This window comes from Enterococcus lactis, from assembly GCF_015751045.1.
Classification (GTDB): Bacteria; Bacillota; Bacilli; order Lactobacillales; family Enterococcaceae; genus Enterococcus_B; species Enterococcus_B lactis.
Map to the genome: position 1 here is coordinate 207,285 of NZ_BNJW01000001.1, position 22,142 is coordinate 229,426.

The 22,142-nt window shown below is 39.0% G+C and carries 24 protein-coding genes and 1 pseudogene; 3 read left to right on the top strand and 22 right to left on the bottom strand.

Annotated elements, in window-relative coordinates; genetic code table 11:
- Nucleotides 1-102 precede the first annotated feature (102 nt).
- The 3 genes from arcC to arcA all read right to left on the bottom strand — a co-directional run bounded on the left by arcC (nt 103) and on the right by arcA (nt 3,504).
- Nucleotides 103-1,050 carry a carbamate kinase gene (gene arcC, locus KFO35_RS00990; RefSeq protein WP_002314803.1) on the bottom strand — a complete coding sequence of 316 codons (948 nt, stop codon included), beginning with the start codon at nt 1,048-1,050 and terminating at the stop codon, nt 103-105.
- Nucleotides 1,051-1,164: 114 nt separating this feature from the next.
- On the bottom strand, nt 1,165-2,184 hold the full coding sequence (argF, locus tag KFO35_RS00995) for an ornithine carbamoyltransferase (protein ID WP_002288437.1): 1,020 nt from the start codon (nt 2,182-2,184) through the stop codon (nt 1,165-1,167).
- 90 nt (nt 2,185-2,274) lie between these two features.
- Nucleotides 2,275-3,504: an arginine deiminase gene (gene arcA, locus KFO35_RS01000; protein WP_002308888.1), complete on the bottom strand. Its 1,230-nt coding sequence runs from the start codon at nt 3,502-3,504 to the stop codon at nt 2,275-2,277.
- A gap of 460 nt (nt 3,505-3,964) precedes the next feature.
- Between arcA and KFO35_RS01005 the strand changes: the two genes are divergently transcribed.
- Complete coding sequence (locus KFO35_RS01005; RefSeq protein ID WP_002314802.1) at nt 3,965-4,666, top strand: Crp/Fnr family transcriptional regulator; 702 nt, start codon at nt 3,965-3,967, stop codon at nt 4,664-4,666.
- 61 nt (nt 4,667-4,727) lie between these two features.
- Here the strand turns inward: KFO35_RS01005 and KFO35_RS01010 are convergent, their stop codons facing one another.
- The 8 genes from KFO35_RS01010 to galE all read right to left on the bottom strand — a co-directional run bounded on the left by KFO35_RS01010 (nt 4,728) and on the right by galE (nt 12,209).
- The gene (locus KFO35_RS01010) at nt 4,728-5,417 is read right to left on the bottom strand and encodes a CpsD/CapB family tyrosine-protein kinase (protein ID WP_002314801.1); all 690 of its coding nucleotides are present in this window, start codon (nt 5,415-5,417) and stop codon (nt 4,728-4,730) included.
- A gap of 375 nt (nt 5,418-5,792) precedes the next feature.
- Nucleotides 5,793-6,809: a tRNA (adenosine(37)-N6)-threonylcarbamoyltransferase complex transferase subunit TsaD gene (gene tsaD, locus KFO35_RS01015; protein ID WP_002308884.1), complete on the bottom strand. Its 1,017-nt coding sequence runs from the start codon at nt 6,807-6,809 to the stop codon at nt 5,793-5,795.
- Entirely contained in the window at nt 6,806-7,270 is a 465-nt protein-coding gene (gene rimI / locus KFO35_RS01020; protein ID WP_002308883.1) for a ribosomal protein S18-alanine N-acetyltransferase, read from the bottom strand. Before rimI (KFO35_RS01020) ends, tsaD begins: the two co-directional genes overlap by 4 nt.
- 6 nt (nt 7,271-7,276) lie before the next feature.
- Nucleotides 7,277-7,819, bottom strand: a complete 543-nt coding sequence (gene rimI, locus KFO35_RS01025) for a ribosomal protein S18-alanine N-acetyltransferase (protein WP_002329349.1) — start codon at nt 7,817-7,819, stop codon at nt 7,277-7,279.
- The gene (gene tsaB, locus KFO35_RS01030) at nt 7,803-8,525 is read right to left on the bottom strand and encodes a tRNA (adenosine(37)-N6)-threonylcarbamoyltransferase complex dimerization subunit type 1 TsaB (RefSeq protein ID WP_033704982.1); all 723 of its coding nucleotides are present in this window, start codon (nt 8,523-8,525) and stop codon (nt 7,803-7,805) included. The genes rimI (KFO35_RS01025) and tsaB overlap by 17 nt, the downstream gene beginning before the upstream one ends.
- Before the next feature lie 193 nt (nt 8,526-8,718).
- The gene (locus KFO35_RS01035) at nt 8,719-9,699 is read right to left on the bottom strand and encodes a LacI family DNA-binding transcriptional regulator (protein WP_002314798.1); all 981 of its coding nucleotides are present in this window, start codon (nt 9,697-9,699) and stop codon (nt 8,719-8,721) included.
- A 24-nt stretch (nt 9,700-9,723) separates the two neighbouring features.
- Nucleotides 9,724-11,208 (bottom strand): UDP-glucose--hexose-1-phosphate uridylyltransferase, encoded by a 1,485-nt coding sequence (gene galT, locus KFO35_RS01040; protein WP_002314797.1) that lies wholly within the window; start codon nt 11,206-11,208, stop codon nt 9,724-9,726.
- An 11-nt stretch (nt 11,209-11,219) separates the two neighbouring features.
- A complete protein-coding gene (gene galE / locus KFO35_RS01045; RefSeq protein ID WP_002314796.1) occupies nt 11,220-12,209 on the bottom strand; it encodes a UDP-glucose 4-epimerase GalE in 990 nt (329 codons plus the stop codon).
- Nucleotides 12,210-12,455: 246 nt separating this feature from the next.
- Here galE and KFO35_RS01050 point away from each other — a divergent pair, with 246 nt between their 5' ends.
- Entirely contained in the window at nt 12,456-12,623 is a 168-nt protein-coding gene (locus KFO35_RS01050; protein ID WP_002288457.1) for a DUF3042 family protein, read from the top strand.
- 62 nt (nt 12,624-12,685) lie between these two features.
- Here KFO35_RS01050 and KFO35_RS01055 read toward each other — a convergent pair whose 3' ends face one another.
- The 10 genes from KFO35_RS01055 to KFO35_RS01100 form a co-directional block, all read right to left on the bottom strand.
- Entirely contained in the window at nt 12,686-14,497 is a 1,812-nt protein-coding gene (locus KFO35_RS01055) for an FAD/NAD(P)-binding protein (protein WP_070704981.1), read from the bottom strand.
- Nucleotides 14,494-14,859: a DUF488 domain-containing protein gene (locus tag KFO35_RS01060; RefSeq protein WP_002314794.1), complete on the bottom strand. Its 366-nt coding sequence runs from the start codon at nt 14,857-14,859 to the stop codon at nt 14,494-14,496. Before KFO35_RS01060 ends, KFO35_RS01055 begins: the two co-directional genes overlap by 4 nt.
- Before the next feature lie 164 nt (nt 14,860-15,023).
- Nucleotides 15,024-15,419, bottom strand: coding sequence for a rhodanese-like domain-containing protein (locus tag KFO35_RS01065; protein WP_002308872.1), 396 nt, complete (start codon nt 15,417-15,419; stop codon nt 15,024-15,026).
- Nucleotides 15,420-15,436: 17 nt separating this feature from the next.
- Entirely contained in the window at nt 15,437-16,399 is a 963-nt protein-coding gene (locus KFO35_RS01070; RefSeq protein WP_002308870.1) for an ROK family glucokinase, read from the bottom strand.
- A complete protein-coding gene (locus KFO35_RS01075; protein ID WP_002293902.1) occupies nt 16,399-16,611 on the bottom strand; it encodes a YqgQ family protein in 213 nt (70 codons plus the stop codon). Before KFO35_RS01075 ends, KFO35_RS01070 begins: the two co-directional genes overlap by 1 nt.
- A 20-nt stretch (nt 16,612-16,631) precedes the next feature.
- Complete coding sequence (locus KFO35_RS01080; protein ID WP_156271834.1) at nt 16,632-17,330, bottom strand: rhomboid family intramembrane serine protease; 699 nt, start codon at nt 17,328-17,330, stop codon at nt 16,632-16,634.
- A 19-nt stretch (nt 17,331-17,349) separates the two neighbouring features.
- Entirely contained in the window at nt 17,350-17,883 is a 534-nt protein-coding gene (locus KFO35_RS01085; RefSeq protein WP_002320135.1) for a 5-formyltetrahydrofolate cyclo-ligase, read from the bottom strand.
- A 142-nt stretch (nt 17,884-18,025) separates the two neighbouring features.
- Nucleotides 18,026-19,036, bottom strand: a complete 1,011-nt coding sequence (locus KFO35_RS01090) for a FecCD family ABC transporter permease (protein ID WP_070704975.1) — start codon at nt 19,034-19,036, stop codon at nt 18,026-18,028.
- Nucleotides 19,033-20,022, bottom strand: coding sequence for a FecCD family ABC transporter permease (locus tag KFO35_RS01095; RefSeq protein WP_156271836.1), 990 nt, complete (start codon nt 20,020-20,022; stop codon nt 19,033-19,035). Before KFO35_RS01095 ends, KFO35_RS01090 begins: the two co-directional genes overlap by 4 nt.
- On the bottom strand, nt 20,019-20,825 hold the full coding sequence (locus KFO35_RS01100; protein WP_070704969.1) for an ABC transporter ATP-binding protein: 807 nt from the start codon (nt 20,823-20,825) through the stop codon (nt 20,019-20,021). The genes KFO35_RS01095 and KFO35_RS01100 overlap by 4 nt, the downstream gene beginning before the upstream one ends.
- A 165-nt stretch (nt 20,826-20,990) precedes the next feature.
- On the opposite strand from KFO35_RS01100, the gene KFO35_RS01105 reads away from it, so the two are divergent.
- Nucleotides 20,991-21,947 (top strand): ABC transporter substrate-binding protein, encoded by a 957-nt coding sequence (locus KFO35_RS01105; protein WP_002344363.1) that lies wholly within the window; start codon nt 20,991-20,993, stop codon nt 21,945-21,947.
- A 60-nt stretch (nt 21,948-22,007) separates the two neighbouring features.
- Here the strand turns inward: KFO35_RS01105 and KFO35_RS01110 are convergent.
- A pseudogene (locus tag KFO35_RS01110) lies at nt 22,008-22,142 on the bottom strand (IS30 family transposase); the annotation flags it as partial.

Genomic DNA, 22,142 nt, shown 5'->3' on the forward strand with positions numbered 1-22,142 from the left:
CTAGTCGTTTCTAATAAAAAAAACAATCCAGATGGCCTAAAGGAGAAGAAATACCACCTGGATAGTTATAAATCATTTCGTAAATACGAAAGACTTAACAAATTAATCAGCTACGATAATCGTTCCTTCTTCAGAAGCTAAAAGATTTTCGATATTTTCTAAAGAAGTGATGATTGCCTTAGCGTTCGGTTTTGCTTCAACAAATGCAATGGCTGCTTCTACTTTCGGAAGCATGCTTCCTGGAGCGAACTGTTTTTCATCAATGTATTGTTTCATTTCTGAAACAGTAACAGTTTCTAGTTTCTTTTGATCCGGTTTTTGGTAATTGACATACACATTGTCTACACCTGTCAATACGATGAGCAAATCTGCATCGATGATTTCGGCTAATTTTTCTGAAGCAAAATCTTTATCGATCACGGCTTCTCGCCCTTCTAATCCGGTCGCTGTTTCTACAACAGGAATCCCGCCACCGCCGACAGACACCGTGATAACTCCTTGTTCGACTAGCGTTTCGATGACACGTGCTTCTTTGATCGAGATTGGTTTAGGGGAAGCGACTACTTTTCTCCATCCACGTCCAGCGTCTTCTTTGAATGTCACAGTAGAATCAGCATTCATTTGTTCTTTCGCTTCTTCTTCCGTGTAGAATGGGCCGACTGGTTTACTTGGATTTTTGAAGGAAGGATCATTTTCATCCACAATAACTTGAGTGACTAAAGAAACTACATCTTTATCGATCCCTTTTTCCTTCAGTACTTCACCCATCGCGTTTTGGAGCCAGTAGCCGATTGACCCTTCCGTCATTGCGACACATGTATCTAAAGGCATTGCTGGTGTTTTCTCAGAATCAGCAGCTTGCTGCTGAATCAATAGGTTGCCGACTTGCGGACCATTTCCGTGAGAGATGATTAGTTCATCTCCTTGTTCGATAAATTTCACTAAATACTTTGCTGTTTCCGTTAACGCTTCTTGTTGGGCTTTTGCACTTGCATCCGTAGACAAGATGGCATTGCCTCCTAAAGCGACAACTACTTTTCGTTTGACCATTTCATTCGTCCTTTCTTCAGTTCTCCTGAATTTTCTAGATAACAAAACGAGCCAGCGTTTTGTGATTTTCCCTCAATGCTGACTCGTTTTTTCGTGAGATGAATGTGGTTATGCTTAAACACGAGGGATAAACAAGTTACCTAATGTTGCTGCCATGATTGCTTTGATTGAATGCATACGATTTTCTGCTTGGTCAAATTGACGAGCATATTTGCTGCGGAATACTTCATCTGTTACTTCCATTTCAGTGATGCCAAAGCGTTCTTTCATTTGTTCACCGTAAACAGTGTTTGTATCATGGAAAGCTGGTAAGCAGTGCAAGAAGATCAAACGATCTGTATTGTGTGTTTTTTCTACCATTTCCATATTGATTTGGTAAGGTTTCAACAATTTGATCCGTTCTTCAAATTTATCTTCTTCACCCATTGATACCCATACATCAGAATAAAGCACGTCTGCTCCGTCTACACCTTTATCAACATCGTCGGTAATCATCAATTGTGCCCCTGATTTTTCAGCAAAACCTTCTGCCATTTTGACGATTTCTTCTTCAGGTTGTAATTCTTTTGGTGCAACAATACGCATGTTTGCTCCCAAAATTGCACCTGTTACTAATAAAGAGTTAGCCATATTGTTTCGACCATCTCCACAGTATGCAACAGTGATACCTTCTACAGTTCCAAAGTTTTCTTGGATAGTTAAAAAGTCAGCGATCATTTGTGTTGGATGCCATTCGTCAGTCAAACCATTCCAAACTGGAACGCCAGAGAATTCTGCTAGTTCCTCTACCATTTTTTGACTGAATCCACGGAATTCGATTCCGTCAAACATACGACCTAACACTTTAGCTGTATCTTCTGTTGATTCTTTTTTACCTAATTGGATGTCATTTGCACCTAGGTATTCAGGATGTGCACCTAGATCGATTGCTGCAGTGGTAAATGCAGAACGAGTACGTGTAGATGTTTTTTCAAATAAAAGTGCGATATTTTTTCCTTCTAGATAGTGATGTGGGATCCCACGTTTTTTCAAGTCTTTCAAGTGTTCTGAAAAATCGATCAAATATTGTAACTCTTCTTTTGTAAAATCTTTTTCTGCTAATAAACTTCTTCCTTGGAATACTGATTCTTTCATATTAAACATTCTCCTTTAGATTGTTTTTATTTAAGATTAAAGAGGAAATCCTGACGACAGCTGACAGTAAGACTGTCGTCAGGTTATAAACTACTTCAAGTCTTCACGGACAAGTGGTTGGCTCATACAACGTGGACCGCCACGACCTCGTGACAATTCACTAGAATTGATTTCCAACACTTTGATACCATAGCTACGAAGCAATTCGTTCGATACGTAATTCCGATTGTAAGTGACTACGACACCTGGAGCGATTGCCAATGTATTGGATCCGTCATTCCATTGTTCTCTAGGGGCAACGATCTCATCCCCATTACCAGTTGGAATCAATACAAGATCATCTAATCCAAGAGCAGCTTTCATCGTTTCGTGTAAGTTATCTGAATGAGTGATCTTGATATCATCACCATCTGGTTCGATCGTAAAGACATCCATCTTACCGTCTTTACTTTGGATTGCTGGATGGATAGTGAATTTGTCATGATCTACCATTGTGAATACGGTGTCCAGATGCATCATTGCACGGTTGTTCGGGATTTTGATTGCTAATACTTTTTCAAATCCTGAATTTTTTGCGAATAGATGGCGTGCTAATTTTTCTAAAGCTTTTGCATTTGTTCGTTGAGAAATCCCAACTGCTACTACTTTGTCGCTTAAGATTAATTCATCTCCACCTTCGATATGATCAGGATTTTCACGATCCAACCATACTTCGATCCCTTTATTGGCAAATCTTGGATGATGTTTCAAAATATATTCTGTAAACATCGATTCACGACGACGTGCTTCAAAAGTCATCTTATTGACGGTCATTCCATTTCCCATTGATGCGGAAGGGTCGCGTGTAAAGTACAAGTTTGGCATTGGGTCCATGTAAAATGGATAGTCGTCGTCTGCTGAAAGATCATACAAGCTGCTAGAACGTACTTCGATATCTTTTGTACGAACCCCAGCCATGATTTTATCTACCATTTCTTGTGTTTCCATTGATAGAAGGAACTCATGAAGACCATCTCTTACTGCATTCGATGCGATATGAGATTCATCCAACATTTTATTCAAGAATTGTTCTTTGACGTTGCCTGCGTCAATCGCTTCTGCTGCTAATTTTTCCAAGTAAAGAGTTTCGACGCCTTCGTTTTGCAAGGTCTTTGCAAAGTTGTCATGCTCTTCTTGAGCAATCGGAAGATATGGAATATCATCGAACAACAGACGATCCATAATATCTGGTGTCAAATTTTCCACTTCTTGCCCAGGCCGTTTCAGTAAAACTGTCTTTAATTTCCCTATTTCAGAGAAAACGTGAATAGGTTTATCCATGTTGTGTTGCCTCCTTCTTTTTGATTACATGTATAGGATAGCCTCCTTTTGTAATCACTTTCATAATTTTGTCTCATTCAAAATGAGACATCCCTCACATTAATATTCGATAATTAAATAATTAAACGTTTTTCTAATTTTAAGCGTAATTTATTCATTTTTTATTCTGTATACACTTCCAAAAAAATATTTATTCATCTAAAAAATTTTTTTGAATAAATCAAAAAAATAAACTATACTAATATTGTTAGCGTTTGCTATATGTATTATTGTTGTTTTTTATACACAAATACTTATCTTCAAAATAAATTATTCAATGTAGATGTATATTTTTTACATAATAACAAATTTTATTTGTAAAGTATTAAAACTTATGTTTAATCCAGATGTGTTAAAACTTTACAAATTCTTTAAAAAAAGTAACAATAACTATAGTGAACAATAAGGAGAGGACTTTTTAATGCGTGTTAATAAAATCGATTTTCACTTTTCAAAACTCAGATATCAACCTGATTTTGAACATTTCTCGGATGAAGAGTTCCAACAGATCAAGGAACATACTGTTCTTCGTTCCTATAAGAAAGGACAAATCCTTTTTGATGATGGAGATCCTAGACAACGATTATATATCTTGACCAAAGGACTTGTTCGTTTAGAACGTTACGATGAAAGTGCCACCTATTATTATTATGATTACGTGACTACCAATAACCTTTTTCCTATGTCAGGAATGTTTGGAGAAGATACCTACACTTATACAGCTCAAGCGATGACTGATATCGAAACTTTCTATCTTCCTGTTTCCTACTATGAAAAATTAGCACGAAAAAATCCTGAACAACTGATCTATATGATCCAAAAAATTTCTAAAGTAGTCGAAATACATGAGTTACGTATCCAAATTGGATTAACCTCCAGTGCTTTTGATCGAGTGAAACAAAATCTATTCATTTTGAAAGAAGAACTTGGCGTACCAACAGAAGACGGCCATATCACCATTCCTTATCCAATTACCTTAAAAGAATTAGCAGTGAATAGCGGTACGACACGTGAAACTGCTGGACAAGTAATCAAACAACTACGTGATTCAGGACTGTTAGATTATCACAAAAAGCATTTTACTTTCTGTAAGACCGCTACTACTCCAGCTTTGAGAGAATAACGCGACAAAAAGAAACAGCGATCCTGATATTTATCGGGGGCGCTGTTTCTTTTTGTTTCGTCTATTCAAATGATTGGTAATAATAAGTGAGATCACTCTCTTTTTTTGTTCCATTGTAAACTACACCTAATATATTTGCTTTTGCAATCTGCAACAGTTCTTTCGCTTTTAACAACTCTTGTTTCTTTGTCTTTCTTTCTCTGACAACAAGTAGCGTTCCATCCGTTTTTGCTGCAAGGATTTGAGCATCCGTTACAGTCGCTACCGGAGGCATATCAAAGATGACCAGATCAAAGTCAAGTATCAGTTCCTCTATTATCTCTTCCATTCTTTTCGTCCCTAAAACTTCCGAAGGGTTGGGCGGCTTTGGACCACTGGGCAAGATCCAAAGATTTTCTATATGTGTTTCAGTTATGTAATCGTCCGCTATCCGTTCACGCTCACTAAGTAAATTACTCAATCCTTCATTATGCGGCAATTGAAAAGACAATGCTACAGTTGGTTTCCTCAAATCGGCATCTACAAGTAAGACCTGTTTTCCACTATTTGCAAAAACTACTGCTAGATTAGCGGCAGTAATAGATTTCCCTTCATCTGGGCCGGAAGAAGTGATGACCAATGTCTTCAATTCACGATCAATCGCTGCAAACTGGATATTGGACCGGATCGTTCGATATTTCTCGGCAGTAATCGATTGATCAGCTAGTGCAACTAAAGGAACCGGAGAGGCAGCTATTTTCTTTTTCTTCATATTCTCTCTACTTTCTTTTTTCATTTTATATTCAGACTTTCTATGTACACGAATAAATCCTATGATTTATTGAATTAATCATAGCACAGGAAAAAAACGAACACAATTTATATAATAACTATTTTTTATTACAGATATCAGCATAAAACATTTTTAAAACAAGTTATCTCATAAATTTAAATAACACATTCAATTAAAAATAGGCAAAAAATAGGGTTGTGACAAAAATCTGTCACAACCCTTATTACAATAAATAGTGTTCAAAAGCTTGCATCTACGGTAATAAGTTCAACCAAGTCAAAAACATGTGAAGCTGTTTTTTCTTTGCTGTTCTTATAACTTGATGCAAGGCAGCTTTTTCACACTCTCTTTCATTTATTCAGATAAAACCAAGCTTGGATCAGCATTTAACTGATAGCTGGCAAAATTTCTTTTTTGCATTTCCACATGTGCTGCTGCTCCAATCATTGCAGCATTATCTCCACAAAGTCTCAGAGGCGGAATCACTAATTCTACTTCAGGGAGTTTAGCTGACAGAGCAGCTTGCAATCCTTCACGCAACCCTTGATTGGCCGCTACACCTCCAGCTACAACCAGTTGCTTGACTGGATAATTTTGACAAGCTCGAAGTGTTTTAGTAATCAATACATCGATCACACTTGCTTGAAAGCTAGCTGCTAAATCATTTTTGTCTAAATCTTCTCCACGCTGTTGTGCATTATGCACCAAATTGATAAATGCACTTTTTAATCCACTAAAACTGAAATCATAATTATCTTCATGGATCATCGCTCGTGGAAAATGATAATTATCTTTTCCTTGATGAGCTAGCTGATCGATTTCTTTTCCACTTGGATAAGAAAGACCTAATACTCTTCCAACTTTGTCATAAGCTTCTCCTGCTGCGTCATCTCTTGTCTCCCCAATGATTTCATATGATCCATCTTCTTGCATATAGACTAATTCTGTATGTCCTCCGCTAACAAGAAGTGCCATCAATGGAAACTGGAATGGTTTGACCAGACGTGCGGCATAAATATGACCTGCCATATGGTTCACAGGAATCAGCGGCAATTGGTGTGCCCAAGCAAAAGCCTTAGCTGCAGAAATACCAATCAACAAAGAGCCGACGAGTCCAGGCCCATAAGTGACAGCGACTGCCGATAAATCTTCTGCCGATACACCAGCTTCTACCAGTGCATCTTCCAAGCATAAGGTTATTTGTTCTACATGATGGCGGCTAGCTACTTCAGGCACCACTCCGCCAAAACGTTTATGACTGTTTATTTGGGAAGCAACGATGTTAGATAAGATCTCTGTTCCATTTCTAACGACCGCTACACTCGTTTCATCACAACTTGATTCAATTGCCAGAATCAATTCTTCATTCATTTCATCGTCTCCGTTTTTAACTTTCTGCTCATAATGATCGCATCTTCTGTCGGATTGCGATAATATGATTTCCGTTTACCTAATATACGGAACTTTTCTGATTCATAAAGTTTCCTTGCTGCTTCATTAGACAGACGTACTTCTAAAAAAACATGCAGCGAATCTTTTATTTGTTCCGCAATCAGCAGATGTAGCAAATGCCGTGCATAGCCTTTTCCTTGTTCTGAAACTGCAACAGCGATATTCGTGATTTCGACTTCATCCATTACTTTCGAATACCCGACAAAACCACAGATCTGGTTATCTTCAACTAAAAGCAGATAATCCGTGTGGGGCTGTTGGATATCTGTCAAAAACTGCATCTTCGTCCAAGGTGAGCCATATGGATAAGCATTTTCGCTAATTGCCCATACGCATTCTGCCAAATATGCTTCATCAAAATCTTTTTTTCTGCAAATCAACTAATCTCACTCATTTTCTAAAATTTTTATCATATCCAACGCATCTTCTTTTGTTTCAGTGTAATATCTTTTTTTGATCGTCGTTGCTTGAAACCCTAATTTCCGATAAAGTCTTTGCGCATCCTGATTACTCATGCGTACTTCCAATGACATCGTCTCACAGCGATTCATTATAGCAAAGTTCTCGATTTCGTCAATAAGCAGCGAACCGATTCGTTTACGCTGATATGCCGGTCGAACAGCAATATTCGTGATATGACAATCTAAACCGAACGCCCTTGAGCCAACAAACCCGATCATTCTTCCATTATCAAAGATCCCTAAATATAGATGAGGAAGTGGTGACTTCAATTCTGACATAAAGGCACTTTTGGTCCATGGCAATTCGCCATTATAGACTTCTCGTTCGACATCCAACAGCTCTTTGATATCTTCTGTAGTCAATTCTCTTAGTATATAGCGACGATCGATTTGTTCGATTGTTTTTTCTGCATAGATCATTTTATCTTGAAAAAGGCTTCTAGCATATGCTTTAAATTTTTTCAACATAGCTTTCGTCTCCAGGTGTGTGCGTCTCTAACCATTTCTCTTCAGCTTCTACTCGTTTTAAATAACGAGGGAGAAAAGCTTGTTTATCTGCAACTGGTTCATCCAACGCACCTAATTGAGCCACAGTCACACCACTTGGGATATCCCATGCTGGAACTGTATTAATCATCGCATCAGGTAGCATTTCTTTTATTTCAGAGATGAATTTATGACAATCACTCCCAACGAAATAAATAGCTTCATTCAGCTCTTGTAGTTGTGCAAACAAATCAGAAGCAGCAATATGTACATCTTCAAGTACAGTTTCTAATCTATTTTCTTTCCAGCGGTATGCCCCAGCATAGACATTTTTTCTTCGAGCATCAAACATGGGCACAATCATTTTATCCACCCCGACACAATTAGCCGCGATGGCTTTCAGGCTAGATACTCCTATTAGATCTTTATCTAGTGTATAAGCAATCGTTTTCGCTGTCGTTACACCTATACGAAGTCCTGTATAAGAACCAGGACCATCAGAAACCGCGATTCGGTCAATGTCTTGGGGACTCATTTGAAGATCTGCAAACAATTGGTCAATGGCAGGCATCAGCGTCACACTGTGGTTGCGTTTGATATTTGTCTGTATTTGCCCAAGAATTTGTTTATCTTCCACCACACCGATCGCCAAAGTTTGATTTGCAGTATCTATTCCTAATGTAATCATATATTTGATCCTTTCTGCTATAACATTCTCGCCTTCCATTGTAGCATACTTTTTTATTCCAATGATGAAAATATCAAAGGCAAAACTAGTACAATGATACATGATTATCTGCTGACCGGCAAATCTAGTTTCTTCCTTACATACACAAAAAAAGTTGCGGTATCACGACACTTTACCACAACTTTTTCTTTTTTTATTTCGTCGACTCTCGAACAATCAACTCTGTTTCCATAATGATTTTTCTTGAAACTGGTGCTTTGGAATTACTTAGTTGAAGGATCGTCTCCACTGCTAGCTCTCCCATCCATTCCGTATAAACTTTCACAGTAGAAAGAGAGGGTGTCACATATTTCGCTACACTGACATCGTTGAAACCCATCACGGAAATATCTTCTGGCACCGCTAAACCTGTTTCTTGAATCGCTTTCAGCGCGCCAATCGCTAATGCATCATTAGCCGCAAAAAGTGCGTCAGGAATCTGCTCGTTTGTTTTTAAATATTTTTTAACCGCTTGATAGCCTGACTCGACAGAAAAATCTGCTTCGATAATTGAACCTTCGTCGTAGCCTTTTTCTGCTAAAACTTGTTGGAATGCCATGATTCTAGGATCCCTTAGTCGCTGATGGTTTTTCTTTGTATATTCTGTTCCAGCAAGCATAGCGATATGTTGTGCATTCTGGGAAACAAAGTGCTCAATGACTTTTTGAACACTCGACTTAAAATCGACAACTATAGAATCGATTCCTTGAGAAGTGCCATCAGAATCTACCAGAAGCAAGGCTTGTTGGGATTGTTTCAAATCCAACAGCTGAGCTTCATCGAATTTCCCTAATGCGATCGTTCCATCTGCTGGAAGCTCACTAATGGAATCCCACGTTTCTTTCAACAAAGTAACGTTTGCTTCTTCTGCCTTTTTTTCGATTCCTAAACGAATAGACAAATAATAAAGATCTTCAAGTTCTTCTGTATCATCGTACCATTGGATCAGACGAAGGGTTTGCTTAGCATTTGCTGCATTTTTGCGGTGCTTCGTATAATTCAAGCGTTCCGCTGCTTCAAAAATTTTTTGCTTTGTGGCTAAGCCGACGGAAAGTTCAGGATCGTAGTTGAGCACTCTTGAAACAGTAGCAGGAGAAACTCCTGCCAACTGAGCAATGTCTTTAATTGTTGCCATTTGTCTCTCCTCCTTTTTTTCCGTTTATAAAATCGCAGTAAACCGCTCAAACGCTGCTTGTCCTTTTTCATCTCGCTTGAACACTCCAGCATCTTCTAGGACACGAGCAAAAACCTGACCTACAGCTTTTTGTACAACATCAGTGACCGCATCTTTCGTCAAATCAGGATGCTCTTTTTTCAACTGTTCTGCCCATGGACGATGATATTCAGCCATCTGGTTCTCTTCTCCCAATAAGAACCGCTCTACTTCTGCTAGTTCCGATTTCAAACGAGGTGGTAAAACAGCAAGTCCCATTACTTCGATCAATCCAATGTTCTCTTTCTTGATATGTTGGACATCTTTATGCGGATGAAAAATACCATCAGGATGCTCATCTGAAACATTATTGTCTCGAAGGACAAGATCCAGCTCAAAATAATTGTCCCTTCTTCGTGCAATTGGCGTAATCGTGTGGTGTGGTGTACCATCTGCTGAAAAAGCCCGGATTTCTACAGTTTCATCCGAATATCCTTTCCACTTTTCCAACACTGAATTAGCTGCTTCAATCAGCAACTCTTTATCTGTTGATTGCAAACGGATCACAGACATCGGCCATTTCACAACTCCTGCGATGACTTGCGGATAATCTGCTAATTTGATGAGTTTTTCTATCGGTGCTTTTGCCATAGGAAATTCATGACGTCCTGCCTGATAATGATCATGAGAAAGAATCGATCCTCCAACAATCGGCAAGTCAGCATTTGAACCAACAAAGTAATGAGGCAAGACTTCAGTAATCCGAAGCAGTCTAACAAATGTTTCCTTTGAAATTTTCATTGGACGGTGCTGCTCTGATAAAATGATCGAATGCTCATTGTAATAAGCATAAGGAGAATATTGGAATCCCCAGCTTTCACCATCTAGATTCATTCGAATGATTCGATGATTGGTGCGGGCTGGATAATTCAAGCGTCCTCTATATCCTTCATTTTCCATGCACAGCATACATGTAGGATAATCTACTTTGGCTGCCTCGCGTTCTGCCGCAATTTGTTTTGGATCTTTTTCTGGTTTAGATAAATTGATCGTGATTTCCAATTCACCATATGCTGACTCTGCTGGAAATTTGATATTTTTAGCGATGGCTCTTGTTTTGATGTAATCATTTTTCTTACTTAAATCAAAGAAATAATCAGTTGCTTCCTCTGGACTTTTCGAATAATGCTGTGCAAAGAATGCATTGACAACGGAAGGCGGCGGTGTAAGAAAATCCATCAATTGTGCTTCAAAAATCTCTTGTTCTGCTGGTAATTCTGAAAGAACACCATTTTCTCTTGCCTTAGCGACAAGCTGATCCAATAAGTCTACTGATTCTTCCTTAACTGGTCTTACTTCGACGCTTTCTAGAGCGTCTTCTCCTACCATCCCTAAAAGACGATTCTGTAAATATAAGCGGTCCATTTCCATCCATCCGCCAGCTTCGATCGCAAGTGTGGCAAAATCACAAATCGTTTGACTGATTGACATATCTCATTCCCCTATTCTTCATAACCATTTGGATGGCTGACGTGCCAATCCCATGCTGTTTTGATAATTTCTTTGATATCTGTGTATTCAGGTTTCCAGCCCAGAATCTCTCTCGCTTTTTCACTTGAAGCGACTAATCGGCTAGGATCTCCAGCTCTTCTTGGTGCTATTTCTGCCGGGATTTCTTTCCCTGTCACTTCTCTCGCTGCTTCTAACATTTCCTTGACCGAGTACCCTTTATTACTGCCTAAATTGAAGAAGTTGCTTTCGTTTCCTTCTTTCAAGTATTCCAAAGCTAAAATATGTGCGGCAATCAAGTCTTCTACTTGAACATAATCTCTAATACATGTTCCATCTGGTGTATCGTAATCGTCTCCATAAACAGCCAATGCTTTTCTTTGACCAAGAGCTACTTGTAAAATGATTGGGACAAGATGCGTTTCTGGTGTATGATCTTCTCCGATAGATGCATCTGCTTTTGCTCCGGCTACATTGAAGTAGCGCAAAGCGACATAGCGCATGCCATACGCTTGATCACACCACTTCATCATTTTTTCCATCATCAATTTGCTTTCACCATACGGATTTTTAGGATCAGTTGGTGTATTTTCCGTGATTGGAGACTCTTTCGGCTCTCCATAAGTTGCTGCAGTAGAAGAGAATACGATTTTATTCACGTTGAACTCGTGCATGACTTCAAGCAAGATTTGCATACCGTATACATTGTTGTTAAAATACATCAATGGTTTTTCGACAGATTCTCCTACTAAAGAGCTTGCAGCAAAATGGATTACTCCTTCAATCGGTTCCTTTTCAAATACGGAACGTAGAAATTCTTTATCCCGAATATCTCCTTCATAAAAATGAGCATCTGGATGTACTGCTTGTTTGTGACCTGTGAGTAAATTATCTACCACAGCGACTTGATACCCCTTTTGAACTAGCTGGTCTACAGCGTGCGAACCGATATAACCGGCTCCGCCTAGTACTAAAATTGTCATAAAAAACACTCCTTTGATTAGTGAAATTGTGTTTGTTGATTCTATATAATTTAAAAAACGAAGTCTACTTTATGGTAGAAAAGAAGAAAGTAAAATTTCGTAAATTTATCTGGTAAATTTATAATAAAACATTTAGTAAACATTTTCAAGGATTTTTTGCAAAGGTTTACAAACAAACGTAAAACTAGCCTTTTTTTCTCTTTTGTTCCATAATAGATATAACAAATAATAAATGAGGTGGATTCAATGAAAAAATTTGTATCTGGAATATTAGTAGGTAGCTTGGCAACAGCCGCTGCCGTTGCTGGTTTGGTCGCTTCTGTGAAAAAAACAGTGATCGATCCGATTGACGAAAAAGAAGCAATGATCGAAGAAAATCGTAAAAAAGCAATGCGCAAACGCGTTTCTCGTTAATAATTATTTAAAAAATACGCATGAAGACTTGTGAAAGAACAGATAAGTCATCATGCGTATTTTTATTTGTCAGTCAATATAAGTTGTGCTATTTTATCTGCTTGTCTCAAATTCCATGGATCTGTATAAGGTCTAGCTGCTGCTGCAGTTAACCAATCCACACCTTCAACTGGTATTCCATAGCAATAAAAGCCAGACTGGATTTTCCCGGAAGCATCAATCACGCGATTCGTACCTCGCTCAACATCTATAGCTTCTGAATGATAACTTCCTGTATTATCTGAAAACGAAAAAGAGCGAACAAGTTTATTTTCCTTCAAATTTTTTATGACAGGATTACTTGAACGAGAAAAGCTTGTTTGTGGCAAACGAGCTTCGATCAAATAGCGACTGCTGATTTCTTTATCTTGTAGAGAAATAACATAACGGTTTTGCTTTTGCTGAATATCAAGTGGCGGTTCGATCAAATGAAAAATACCCGCATCTATCAGTGCTGCTAACTCTTTCGTCCGAATAACTGGCGGACCAATCGTTAAAAAGCTGTTTAGATGAGTAAACCATCCCCACAGTATTTCTTTGTATTCCTTAGCCGAAAAAACGTGCCATTCAATAGCCTGCCGGATTGGATCACGCCAGTCTTTCAATGCATCAAATGTCGAAGTCAATGCCCCTGTGCAATTGCCTTTTTCCGCTTCTTTTATCTGCCTTTCAATAAATGCTCGGCTAGCTTCTGCAAAGGACTCATCCAGATAGGTAAGAGGAGTTTCTAGCCACGACCAAGACCATTTGTAAGGAAGTAATGCTGGATACTTTCCAAGACACTCTTCTGAAGAGAGGGAAAGAAAATCATGCTCAAAAGTTTTCATTGAAATCGGCAAGTGATGTTCTTCGATGATTTTCTTGTAATAAAACAACTCAGCGTCTTTTTTCAGATAGTCAAAAAATGTTTCGCCAGTCAAAAGTCCCGATCGATGCCATTGCTCAAGGTTCTCTTTTGTAAGTAGCCGTGGCCATGCCATTGCTCCACCTTGCTTTTGATTTCTCCCTCGAGGATAGTAAGGCAGACCTCTTCTTGACCCGCTGTATACAATCGGTTCCTTGCCAGATGGATGATAGACCAGTTTTCCCTTTTTGTTTTCGAAGCACCCTCCTCTTGATACCGTAAACAATCCGACATAATCGAAAAAGCTTAAACCAAGCCCTCTTAGAAAGACATTTTCTTTTGGCGGTATCTTTGAAAGATCGACATCTGCAGGATTAGAAGGAAGCTGATACAGTAAATCATTTTTCTTTGCATAGTCTATCCAGGCTCTTTCCTCTTCTGTCTGATCATTTTCCCAATGACCACTCGCTAAAATGAGCTGATCGACAGGATAGCTTTGCTGATCTGTCTGTAATAGGAAACCGTCTTTTTCTTTGCTGACCTTTTTCACTAAAGAATAGACAAGCTGAGTAGAAGTTGGAAATTCTTCTTGCAACTTTGAGAAAAACCAGCGTTGATAAAGTCCGTATAGGCAACGAGTAGATTGTTGGTCTTTTTCCAGACGGTTAATTTCTTCTATAAATAGTTGCTTATTTTTGGTTACCGTCTGTTCGATATAATCTGTAGCAGGTCCTTTACTCCATTGAAACAAATTAGGTCCCGGCATTACCGTTCCCTCACTGGACAACGTCTCGTCTGTAAAAAGCGTCACTTGTTGAGAAACAGAGTTCATTAATAATTCTGGCGGCTGATTCAACCGCCAAACTCGACCGCCTGGACCTTCTGGATCAAAAAGAATAAGTTCAAGAGAATGTCTGCCCTGATTATTATACAGAATCCTTTCTGCTACACTTAATCCTCTAGGTCCGGCACCAATGATCCCTATTTTCATTTGTACACCTCCTTTTCGATAAATTCTTTTAACACAACGGCATGGTTCTGGTGCTCGTTTTTTGCACCATAAACGAAAGTAATGACTGGATGTTCTTTCATAAGTTGGATGAGTTCGGAAACAGCTCGCGTCTTTTCTTCTTCAAAAGACAATTCTTGCTGATATTTCTTTGCAAATAAAGCAAAACGTTCTGGTACGTGGTCAAAAGCTTTGCGTGCTTCATTACTAGGCGCAATTTCTTTCAACCATAGATCTAAGTGTGCTTTTTCTTTTGAAATCCCTCGTGGCCAGAGCCTATCTACGAGTATCCGAAAGCCATCCTCTTCTTCAGCATCAAGGTAAACACGCTTTAATTTGATCATAGTTGTTTCCTTCTTTCTGCCTTTTTTCTTTTATATTTTATATGTAGATAATAGCACAAAATAAAAAATGAACGACACAACTATCCCTCGCGTCGTTCATTTTTTCTTAGTCAATACCTGATTATTGATCTAGTTTTTCCAAAGCTGTCATAAAAATATATGCTTTATACTTTTTTGCTTTTGATTTTTCCAGACCAGCCGTCATAACCACCCTTAAGCAAATAAATCTCTTTATAACCTGCTTTACGTAATTTATTTGCCGTGCGGATACTCAAGCTTTTCTTTTGATCATAGATATAGACAGGTTGGTCTTTTCGAATCGATCCTAGTGAATCTTTCAAAACAGTGTAAGGGATGTTTCTTGCACCTAAGATATGCCCTGCATCAAACACATCTTTTTCGCGAACATCGATTACTTGTGCTTTTCTCATTCCTTCTCGAAACTCTTCTTCTGTCAAAGTCGTTGCTGAACGCTTGGCCATTACTCGTAGATAGACTTCCCAAAAGATGATTGCAAGCACAATCAATAGCAAAATGATATTAATTACCCATAAAACCATGTAATGCCTCCGTTTTTTTAAGCAAATTTCAAGGCTAATGAGGCAGCGCCAATGACACCAGCTTCATTTCCAAGCTCTGCTAATTTGATTTTTGTTGATTCTCTTACTTGCGGGAAAGTGAATTCTTTAAAATATTTCTCTACACGGCTGCGTAAAAATTCTCCTGCCGCCGATACTCCGCCGCCTAACACAATACTTGACGGATTCAATGTATTCCCCAAGTTTGCGCAAGCTAAGCCTAAATAGAAGCATACGCGATCAACAACCATCAATGCAAACGGATCGTCTTCTTGAGCCATTTCAAAGATATCTTTACTTGTTACTTCTTCACCGTTATCTAACATTGCTTTCAGTTTTGAATCTCCTGCGTATTCTTCTGCCAAGTAACGTCCTAGACGTACCACACCAGTAGCGCTAGATACAGTTTCTAAACATCCGCGTTTACCGCAAGTACATTCGAACCCTTCAGGATCCACAGTGATATGGCCGATCTCTCCGCCTGCTCCGCTCACGCCATGGATCAAATTCCCGCCAGCAACGATACCACCGCCAACACCTGTTCCTAGAGTAACGAATACAACGTCTGGATCGTTTTCTCCAGCACCTTTCCATCGTTCACCTAAAGCAGCCACATTCGCATCATTATCGATAGCGAATTTAATTCCTGTCCCTGCTTCAATCAGTTTTTTCACAAATTGTACTTCTGTCCAGTTCAAGTTATATGCACCAATAACTGTTCCAGCGTCACTGTCCACGCTTCCTGGAGTACCCATACCGATTCCAATAAAGTCTTCGGCTTTCATATTATATAAATTCAATCGATGGTTGATTGATTCGATGATTTCAGGAACGATATGTTTGCCATCATCCAAAATATTGGTATCGATGCTCCATTTTTGTTGAATCTCTCCTTCTGGTGTTAAAATTGCAAATTTTGCTGTTGTTCCACCTAAATCAATCCCAATAATTTTCTTGTCCATTACAAATTTCCTTTCTTTCGGCTTTCTTCAATTCGGTGCTCTCTTTTTAATATGCGCCACGCTGTCATGTATGTATCATGATCGATCAAACGGCTATCATACAGATTCCGCAATTCAATAGTCATCAATTCAATATCATAGATGCGTGCACCCACATAGATAAAGATGCCAAATTTTTTGAACAGCTGCTGTACATCATATAAGCTCTCCATCTTTAAGCACTTCCTTCATATTATACAAGTAAACCATATTTTTTTAAACCCAGTAAAATACATATTACAAAAAGAAATACAAAAACTAGTGTAGAAAGAATCTTCTGGTGTATCGAATAGCTTGTCTGCTGTTTCGGTAGCCCTAAAATGTTCCCTAATACTAAACCGCCCACCAGTCCGCCGAGATGTCCCCAAACATCTACAGAGGTGTCAAGAAGACCAAAAACAAATGTCATCGCAATAAATAAAAGAAAATGTCTGACTAGTTGTTGGATCGCCGTATTATATTTAAAATGAAATCCTAAAATAAACAACGCACCAAACAATCCGAATATCGAAGTGCTTGCACCACCAGACAAAACATTCGCTTCGTTGAAAGCAAAACTTGCTGTATTTCCCATTATCCCACTGAACATATAGATCAGGAAAAACCGCCAGTGACCGTATATTGCCTCGATTTGTTGCCCCATAAAATACAATATCAGTGAGTTCATGACGAAATGCATCACTCCAAAATGGATGAAGATTGGTGTCACTAAGCGCCACCATTCATTGAAGTGAACAAGATAAGGACCATACATTCCAGTATAATAAGGAATTTCAAGACGCGGAAACAACTCCATTATAATGAAGACTATTGTCTGTATCCCTAAAAAAACATAGGTCCATAACGGTCGCCTCAACCATGCACGCATTTTTATTTGCTGTTGATAATTCATGAAAACCTCCCATTTCATTTTAGTCAATAAATAATTGTTGGATCTTCTGATCAAAACTCTCCGGTTGCCATTGTTCATTCAATTGTTCTCGAAAAACGAGGCTGCATGTTTTTCGATGGAAATTTTTTAAATACCGGTCGTAATAACCACCGCCAAAACCAATACGATAACCGGCTCTATTGTAGATAATCCCTGGTACAATGAGGAGGTCGATCATTTCCGGCAAATAAAGCTTCTCTGATTGTGGCTCAAGAACGCCAAAACTCGAACGTTCAAAAATGGTGTGTTCATCCATTTCATAAAACGCCATCTGTCGTTTTGGTAAAGTTTTAGGAACAACTATTTTCTTTTGTTCTTTTTTCGCCCGTTGGATAATCGGCTGTGTATCCAGCTCAATTTCATTTGACAAAGTCGTCCCTATCACTTGTGCCGACTTCCAGTACTCGCTTGCGAATAGCTGTTCATAGATTCGCTGTTCTTTGCCCTTTTTCTTGCCGCTTTTGGCCAGATTTTTCAGCTTTTCAATTCCTTGCCGGCGTAATTTTTCTTTCATTTGCTCCAAAAAATCACCTTTCCTTCTCTCATAAAATGGTATAGGAAAAAAAGAAAAATAGCAATCGAACTTTCAAATAAATGTATAAATAAAAGAAAAAGAAGACCTAACGATGATTGGCCTTCTTGCCTTTTAATGAACTTCAACTGCTCAGCACGTGTTTTTGTCTGATAAACAATACATACAGAAAATATGGCGCACCAAAAAAGGCGATCAAAATCCCTGTCGGTATTTCCCCACTTGGTAGAATCACTCGTGCAACAATATCTGCGCTAAGTACAAAAACGGAACCGAACAAACTGCTCAAAATAAAGGTCCAATGATTTTCTTTACGTACGACTAACTTCGCAGCATGAGGAGCCAGTAGTCCTACAAAGGATAAACTCCCTGTCACCGCTACGCTACCGCTTGCTAAAGCAACAGCTAACAACAAAAGGATTTTTTGACTTTTATTCACATTTAGCCCTAATCCTTGCGCGCGTTCTTGGCCAAATGATAGCAAGCCAATCCGTTGCGCATAAAATCCTCCTAGCGGAATCAAGATAATCGCCCATGGAAGAAGCGCCCAAACATAGGACCAGCTCGCACCCCAAATCGATCCCGCCAACCATGCATTGACAAATCCATAATTTTCCTTTGACAATTGGATGGTGCACAACAACGTTAATGCAGAAAGACCAGCATTAACGGCAATACCAGACAATAAGATACGATTCATCCCTAAAAATCCATTTCGATCATAGGCCGCAAGATACACACAGCAAGCAGCGAGAATACCACCTATAAAGGCTACAACTAGCAACAGAAACGGCAGAGAATATTGTGAAAAGAAACCTAAATAAAGCATCACTAGAAATCCAGCTCCCGCATTAATCCCCAATATGCTAGAATCTGCCAATTCATTTCTCGTCACTCCTTGCAAGATATAGCCAGAAACGCCAAGACAAGCTCCTGCTAATAAACTGATCAGTAATCGGGGAACTCGAAACTCTCCAACAATCAGCGCCAAAGCCAAAGAAGAGGAGCCTTTCCCTATGAACGTGTCAAAAAGCTGATCAAGATAAATAAAAGGCGTGCCAATCATCAAACTACCTACAGACAAGACGATAAGTAGAAAAAGCAAGAAATACAACGTCCAATATATTCTTTTCACCGTCGTTCCCTCCTTACTTGTATCAGTAAAAACGGAACGCCAATCAATGCAATGACTAATCCAAAAGGTGTTTCAAAAGGTGGATTGATCATCCTTGCTACAAGATCCGCCAACATGACCAGTCCGCCTCCAACTAAAAAAGAGACAGGTAGGACATAACGATAGTCTGTCCCAACCATTCCGCGAACAATCGGCGGAACCAACAGCCCAATAAATGAAACAGGTCCGACTAACGAAACGGCAATGGCTGCTAACACTGCAACTAGACAGAAAACAATCAACCGTGTTCGTTTAGGACGACCTCCAAGAGCTATTGCATGAGTTTCACTCAAACTAATCAAGGATATCGCTTTTCCTAATGAAAAAGAAACCAAGACAGCAAGCACATATACAGGGAACAACACTGTTAACTGTTTCCATGTGATATTGGCAGCTCCACCTACAAACCAAAAGGCAAGATCCTGCTGTAGATTAAAAAATTGGGTAAGTGCTTGACTGATTGCAGTAAAAAAAGAACTAATAGCTACGCCAGCTAAAATCAGCTGTAAAGGATTCATGCCCATTTTCGAAAACTGCAAAAAGCCAAATACGAGCAAAGTCACAGCAAAAGAACCTGCCAATGACACCAGAAACACAGAAAACCCAGAAGCTTTGGGCCAAAAAGCAAAACTAAGAGCCATTGCCAACGAAGCACCAGCGTTGATTCCTAGTAAACCTGAATCTGCTAACGGATTTCTTGTCACACCTTGCATCAATGCACCGCTCAATGCAAAACAACTCCCTACGAGAAATGCCCCTGCGACCCGAGGCAAGCGAATGTTTCTTATGATTTGATGACTTTGTTTTGATCCATCAAAATCAACCAAAGCCTGCCAAAAGGCTGTTTTTCCCACACTCGCTGCGCCATTTGAAAGAGCAATAAAAAAAATGATCAAAAGAACAAAACAGATCAAAAGCAAGAGTTTGTTTTTTTTCCTAGCCTTCATAATTGATCCTCCTGCTCTTTTGGCAACAGATCATACGTCAGAAAAACTGGTTTATTCGTTTTTGGTAGTGTGACAATCGTTGCATCAATCTCAAATATTTTTTTCATACACTCTTTTGTGATCACTTCTTCAGGTGTACCTTCCGTAATCAATTCACCGTCTTTCATGCCTAGTAAATAATCAGAAAAACGTGAAGCAAGATTAATATCATGGATCGACATCAAGATCGTTGTTTGTTTTATTTGATTGATTTGAGACAATAACTGTAGGATCTCTAATTGGTGTGACGGATCTAAAAACGTCGTCGGCTCGTCCAAGATCAAGATATCTGTTTCCTGAGCAAGTGCCATAGCGATCCAGACACGCTGGGTTTGTCCACCAGACAACGTTGCGATATCTCGCGTGCGATATCCAGACAAACCTGTTGCATCCAAAGCCCACTCGATTGCTTCATGATCTTGTGCATCCATACCACTAAACAGTTTTTGATAGGGATAACGTCCGTAAGATACTACTTCTTCTACTGTCATACCTATAGGATGTTCACTAGTTTGTGCTAATAAAGCAATTTTTTTTGCAAGTTCTTTTGAACTGTATGTAGATATATCAGAGTCATTGACAATGATCTTTCCTGATTTCACAGGTAGTATACGGGTAAAGCTTTTCAATAAAGTAGATTTTCCACTTCCGTTTGGCCCGATCAAGCTCGTGATTTTCCCTTCAGGAATCGTAACAGACATGTTTTCAATAATTTTTTTATTTTCGTAGCCGACTGCAATATCAGCTGCCCTTAGTCTCGTCATTTCACCCACCCTTTCGCTGAAAATCATTTTCAATTATGACGCTGTTTCACTATTTCGTCAAGCGCTACTTTCATATCTATAGCTAAATGAAGCGGTTGACAGCATTCGAAATATCAGGAATAATAACCAATGAGAAAGATTCTCAATTATGTCAGGAGGAAAGAAATGAACTTAAAAACAAAAGTATTCACCTTATCTAGCATGTTGCTGCTGGCTGGAGTATTGAGCGCTTGCTCCCCCTCTTCAGATAAAGAAACAGCTACAACTACCAATTCGACGACTTCATCCACCAGCACGCATACAGTCACAGATACGCTTGGACATAAAGTCGACATTCCAAACGCACCTAAACGAATCATCGGCAGTTACTTAGAAGACTATCTGATTTCCCTAGGAGAAAAACCTATCGCCCAATGGACAGTGGGCAGTGGTTCTATCCAAGATTATCTGCAAGATGATTTGAAAGATGTTCCAACTATTTCTTATGATCTTCCTTACGAGAAAGTATTAAGCTTCGAACCTGACTTGCTGTTGATTTCTTCTTCCGCTACTGTCGAAGGTGGAAAATACGAGCAATATAGTAAAATCGCGCCAACTTATGTCGTAAAAAATGGAACAGACGTCACATGGGAAGAACAACTAAAAGATGTCGGCAAGGCTTTGGCAAAAGAAAAAGAAGCGGAAAAAGTCATTTCCGATTATCAAAAATCCGTCGAGAGCACTCGCGAAGAATTAGCAGATAAAATTGAGAACAAGACAGCTGCAGTGTTATGGGTGACCAATAACTCCGCCTTCATGGTCAGCAAAAATCGGTCAAGCGGTAGAATCGTATATGACGATCTAAAATTTGGTGTGCCTGATTTAGTAGAAGAAGTGTCCAAAGAAGCCACTTCTGACTGGTCTGCTGTTTCTTCGGAAAAACTAGCTGAATTAGATGCTGATTACATCATTCTTGTAAACAGTGATAAAGATGCTGCTATGTTCAATGAACCAAGCTGGAAAAATCTCAAAGCAGTGAAGGACAATCACGTACTGCAATTCGGCCCTGAATCTAGCTGGCTATATAATGGACCTATTGCCAGTCAGGAAATGGTCAATGATATCAAAGAAAAGCTAAACTGATTTTAACTAAAAAAGCATCTTCACGTTCATTCGCGAGATGCTTTTTTATTATCTTAATTGTCAAATTAAGTTAGACAGATCATCAATACTTACGTAACTCAAAAATACTTCCAAAGGTGTTCGATAATCCAGTGATTTTCTAGGAATATTATTTCGTTTAGATGCGACAGATTGAATAAAAAATTCATCTACTGA

Bases quoted from the DNA above. Each gene is read 5' to 3' on its own strand.
- arcC (WP_002314803.1), bottom strand. From the start codon at position 1,050: ATGGTCAAACGAAAAGTAGTTGTCGCTTTAGGAGGCAATGCCATCTTG.
- argF (WP_002288437.1), bottom strand. From the start codon at position 2,184: ATGAAAGAATCAGTATTCCAAGGAAGAAGTTTATTAGCAGAAAAAGAT.
- arcA (WP_002308888.1), bottom strand. From the start codon at position 3,504: ATGGATAAACCTATTCACGTTTTCTCTGAAATAGGGAAATTAAAGACA.
- KFO35_RS01005 (WP_002314802.1), top strand. From the start codon at position 3,965: ATGCGTGTTAATAAAATCGATTTTCACTTTTCAAAACTCAGATATCAA.
- KFO35_RS01010 (WP_002314801.1), bottom strand. From the start codon at position 5,417: ATGAAGAAAAAGAAAATAGCTGCCTCTCCGGTTCCTTTAGTTGCACTA.
- tsaD (WP_002308884.1), bottom strand. From the start codon at position 6,809: ATGAATGAAGAATTGATTCTGGCAATTGAATCAAGTTGTGATGAAACG.
- rimI (WP_002329349.1), bottom strand. From the start codon at position 7,819: ATGTTGAAAAAATTTAAAGCATATGCTAGAAGCCTTTTTCAAGATAAA.
- tsaB (WP_033704982.1), bottom strand. From the start codon at position 8,525: ATGATTACATTAGGAATAGATACTGCAAATCAAACTTTGGCGATCGGT.
- KFO35_RS01035 (WP_002314798.1), bottom strand. From the start codon at position 9,699: ATGGCAACAATTAAAGACATTGCTCAGTTGGCAGGAGTTTCTCCTGCT.
- galT (WP_002314797.1), bottom strand. From the start codon at position 11,208: ATGTCAATCAGTCAAACGATTTGTGATTTTGCCACACTTGCGATCGAA.
- galE (WP_002314796.1), bottom strand. From the start codon at position 12,209: ATGACAATTTTAGTACTAGGCGGAGCCGGTTATATCGGTTCGCACGCT.
- KFO35_RS01050 (WP_002288457.1), top strand. From the start codon at position 12,456: ATGAAAAAATTTGTATCTGGAATATTAGTAGGTAGCTTGGCAACAGCC.
- KFO35_RS01055 (WP_070704981.1), bottom strand. From the start codon at position 14,497: ATGAAAATAGGGATCATTGGTGCCGGACCTAGAGGATTAAGTGTAGCA.
- KFO35_RS01060 (WP_002314794.1), bottom strand. From the start codon at position 14,859: ATGATCAAATTAAAGCGTGTTTACCTTGATGCTGAAGAAGAGGATGGC.
- KFO35_RS01065 (WP_002308872.1), bottom strand. From the start codon at position 15,419: ATGGTTTTATGGGTAATTAATATCATTTTGCTATTGATTGTGCTTGCA.
- KFO35_RS01070 (WP_002308870.1), bottom strand. From the start codon at position 16,399: ATGGACAAGAAAATTATTGGGATTGATTTAGGTGGAACAACAGCAAAA.
- KFO35_RS01075 (WP_002293902.1), bottom strand. From the start codon at position 16,611: ATGGAGAGCTTATATGATGTACAGCAGCTGTTCAAAAAATTTGGCATC.
- KFO35_RS01080 (WP_156271834.1), bottom strand. From the start codon at position 17,330: ATGAATTATCAACAGCAAATAAAAATGCGTGCATGGTTGAGGCGACCG.
- KFO35_RS01085 (WP_002320135.1), bottom strand. From the start codon at position 17,883: ATGAAAGAAAAATTACGCCGGCAAGGAATTGAAAAGCTGAAAAATCTG.
- KFO35_RS01095 (WP_156271836.1), bottom strand. From the start codon at position 20,022: ATGAAGGCTAGGAAAAAAAACAAACTCTTGCTTTTGATCTGTTTTGTT.
- KFO35_RS01100 (WP_070704969.1), bottom strand. From the start codon at position 20,825: ATGACGAGACTAAGGGCAGCTGATATTGCAGTCGGCTACGAAAATAAA.
- KFO35_RS01105 (WP_002344363.1), top strand. From the start codon at position 20,991: ATGAACTTAAAAACAAAAGTATTCACCTTATCTAGCATGTTGCTGCTG.